3 protein-coding genes are annotated in these 3077 nt (G+C 48.1%); all 3 read right to left on the minus strand.

Annotation, left to right across the window (positions count from 1 at the left end; all coding sequences use genetic code 11):
- Nucleotides 1–54: 54 nt before the first annotated feature.
- From Q3O12_RS00780 to Q3O12_RS00790, 3 genes are read right to left on the minus strand one after another with little or no spacing between them, the layout of a single operon-like run.
- Nucleotides 55–981: a glycosyltransferase family 2 protein gene (locus tag Q3O12_RS00780; RefSeq protein ID WP_301668884.1), complete on the minus strand. Its 927-nt coding sequence runs from the start codon at nucleotides 979–981 to the stop codon at nucleotides 55–57.
- Nucleotides 978–1349: a GtrA family protein gene (locus Q3O12_RS00785; RefSeq protein ID WP_107863629.1), complete on the minus strand. Its 372-nt coding sequence runs from the start codon at nucleotides 1347–1349 to the stop codon at nucleotides 978–980. The genes Q3O12_RS00780 and Q3O12_RS00785 overlap by 4 nt, the downstream gene beginning before the upstream one ends.
- A gap of 1 nt (nucleotide 1350) precedes the next feature.
- Nucleotides 1351–2883 carry a hypothetical protein gene (locus tag Q3O12_RS00790; RefSeq protein WP_301668886.1) on the minus strand — a complete coding sequence of 511 codons (1533 nt, stop codon included), beginning with the start codon at nucleotides 2881–2883 and terminating at the stop codon, nucleotides 1351–1353.
- Nucleotides 2884–3077 lie beyond the last annotated feature (194 nt).

A 3077-nucleotide genomic window follows, 5' to 3' on the forward strand; every position in this document is an offset into this window, starting at 1 on the left:
ATAACCAATGAAAACAACAAGATAATAAATTTACAATTTATTTTGTTTGAATAATCAAGAAACATCTTTCTTTCGTTTTTTTAAAATATATCGGGGACGCTGTTTGGTTTCGATATAGATACGCCCGATATATTCGCCGAGTATGCCGATACCGATGAGCTGGATTCCGCCGAGAAACAGGATGCAGGCCAAAAGCGACGGGTAACCGGGAATATCTTTTCCATAGACGAGCGTTCGGAGAATAATCAATGAGCCGTATAAAAATGCGGTAAATGCAAACAAAAAGCCGATATACGTCCATATCTTCAGCGGGACGGTCGAAAATCCGGTAATGCCGTCCCAAGCGAGATTCCAAAGTTTCAAGGCATTGAATTTGGTATGGCCGATGATGCGTTTCGGACGGGTGTATTCGATAACTTCCCCTCTGTCCGGCCAGGAAAGTAATCCTTTCATAAAGAGGTTTCGTTCGGGCATTTTGATAACGGTGTCGATGATGTCGCGTGAAATTAGTCGGAAATCGCCGACATTTTCTTCAATTCTGACGGGGCTGATTTTATTGTAAAGTTTATAGAAGAAGGACGCGCTCCATCTTTTGAGCGGATGGTCTTGCGTCCGCCCGATGCGTTTTGCCAATACGGTTTTTGCGCCGGCACGCCATTTTTCGAGCATAAGCGGAATCAGCTCTATGGGATCTTGAAGGTCGACGTCAATCGGAATGGCGGCATTGCCAGATGCATGTTCCAAACCGGCGAAAAGGGCGTTTTCCTTGCCAAAATTGCGTGTAAAGTGCAGCGGTTTGACCAAGGGGTCTGCAAGGGCGAGGTTTTCCAAAACGGTTTCCGTATTGTCCGTGCTCCCGTCGTTGCAGAAGACGATTTCGACTTCGTATTTTTGAAGCCCCCTGCTTTCCCTGACGGCACGGTAGAAAATCGGAATGGCGGCTTCTTCATTCCACACCGGGACGATAAGCGATATTTTCATGGTTTTCCTTTTGTTTGGGCAAAAACAAGGTAACTCGAGCACAGGTAGCCATATATCAGACTGATGGCGGAAAATCCGACGGCAGCGACCTGCGGCGGCATAGCAAGGGCATCCGATGCCAAACCGCTTGCCGATGCCGCAAAACCCATCAGCAGTACGAAACAGGCATAGCGTTTGAAGGAAGCTTTTGTACCGAACGTCCATCTTGCATTTGCGGCAAAACCGAATGCTGAGGCTGCGGCAAAGGCTATGAGGTTTGCGGCGGCGGCGGGATATTGCCGGCTTGACAGCGCGGTAAAAACGGCGATATGGATTAGGGTGTTGATGATACCGACCATGCCGTAGCGCGCGAACCGTTTGAGCCGCATATCAATGCCGTCTGAAAAGCGACCATTTCCCTATGGTCTTGATATGGGAAACACGGGAGCAGGAGGGATTGGCTGCAAGCAGTTTTTCCAATGTGTCCGACGTATGGTTGGCGGTCAGGATAAGCAGGTAGTCATAGCGGCGGCAGTCTGTTTTCCGGGTCAGGTTATATTCGGACAAAAACCTGACTTGGCTGTACCCGTCATACATTTCTTTCATTTTCATGCGGACGGGCATAGCGTGCGCCGAGGCAAAGCTGTAATCCGCCCATCCCTGCCTTTCGGCCTGATACCATTGTGCGATATGGAAGAACTCGCCGCCCGAAGTCAGGCTGCCTTCGCTGATGGACAAGGGGTCGTTGACAGTCAGGACTTTTTTGCCGTTTTCCATCATTTGGGAAATTTTTATAAAATCAGCCAGCTTCTGCGAGCGGTCAAAAAGGATGTTGTTAAGGTAGGCTTTGCCTGTCAGCGCGGCGATGCACAAGGCGGACAACAGGCAGGCTGCTTCCGATATTTTTGCTGCAATCCTGCCCGGCGTTTCCGGTTTCTTTTGCCAAATCAGATAATAAAAAATAGGGACGAACAGGGCGAAGCGTTCATAAAGGAAGCTGGTTTGAAAGATAAAATGAGGCATCAGGAAATAAACCGCAAGACAGGCAAGCAGCGGGACGTACCGGCTTTTGTCCCGAGTGGGGCGGCAGTTTGCCGCTATGGGGGCGGCAAAGAGGAAGAGGCAGGCAATGTCGTAGTAAAACAGGACCGACATATTCCAAGGCAGGTAGGCAATTTCCAGTATTTTGTCCCAAAAGGAATGCTGGATAAAGTTGTCTTCAAATGCCTTATAGGGGACGGGATTGGGTTTTGCGGTATAACGTGCCAAAAGGGCGGCGAAAAAAAGATAGGCGGCTGTCAGGGAAAAACGCTGTTTCCAAGGGATTTCTTTAATTCTGAAAAGAAAGTATCCGTATGAAAGCAAGCAGAAAAACGAAAAGGTCAGAATATGGGAGAAGTACGACCATATCCCCAATGCGGAAACGGCGGCAAGCATCTTTGCCGAGGGATTTTCAATCCAACGCTTATTGGCAATGAAAAACAGTATGCCGACGGGAATGCCCATAATGTAGCCGACAAAGCCCCATTGAAAGGCAAATCCGAAAAAACAGGTCAGCGCGACCCAGTCAGTCATCCTTTCCGCCTCCATTTCCTTTCTCATTTTGACTGCCGCATAAATGAAAAATAAAAATTCGAGGGCGACTAAAGCCTTAGAAGAAGCATTAATGCCCATAAACTGATACAGCGCCAACCATAGGGCATAAACGGTCAGATAAGGCGTATCCCAATTTATTTGCAGCATATCCGCCCACGGACTGCGGTGTTTGAGCAAATCATCCAAGGCGGCAACCTGCGCGGCGTGTTGCGGCAGGTCGTTCATCGGCAGGTATTTCGGATAAAACAGGAAACATACCGTTGCAAGGACGGTAAGGAAAAACAGCCTGTTTTGTATTTTGTCGGATAAAGGTAGTGCGATGTTCATCAAAATTTTCTTGGTTGTTTCATTCCTACCCGTCAGGATATTAGTATGTTTGAAAGGTAAGCCTTTCTAAATTGGGACGCACATAGGACCGAACCGTATGTGTGTCTCGTCTGTATGGCAGTTGGCTTTTACATAACAAAACAATTGTTACGGTTGACATAATAAAGAAATCGGGGGGGGGGGGGGGGGGGGGT

The organism is Neisseria benedictiae (assembly GCF_958267435.1).
Classification (GTDB): domain Bacteria; phylum Pseudomonadota; class Gammaproteobacteria; order Burkholderiales; family Neisseriaceae; genus Neisseria; species Neisseria bergeri.

Excerpts from the sequence above, each read along its gene's own strand:
- Q3O12_RS00780 (WP_301668884.1), bottom strand. The coding sequence starts at position 981 with ATGAAAATATCGCTTATCGTCCCGGTGTGGAATGAAGAAGCCGCCATT.
- Q3O12_RS00790 (WP_301668886.1), bottom strand. The coding sequence starts at position 2,883 with ATGAACATCGCACTACCTTTATCCGACAAAATACAAAACAGGCTGTTT.
- Q3O12_RS00785 (WP_107863629.1), bottom strand. The coding sequence starts at position 1,349 with ATGCGGCTCAAACGGTTCGCGCGCTACGGCATGGTCGGTATCATCAAC.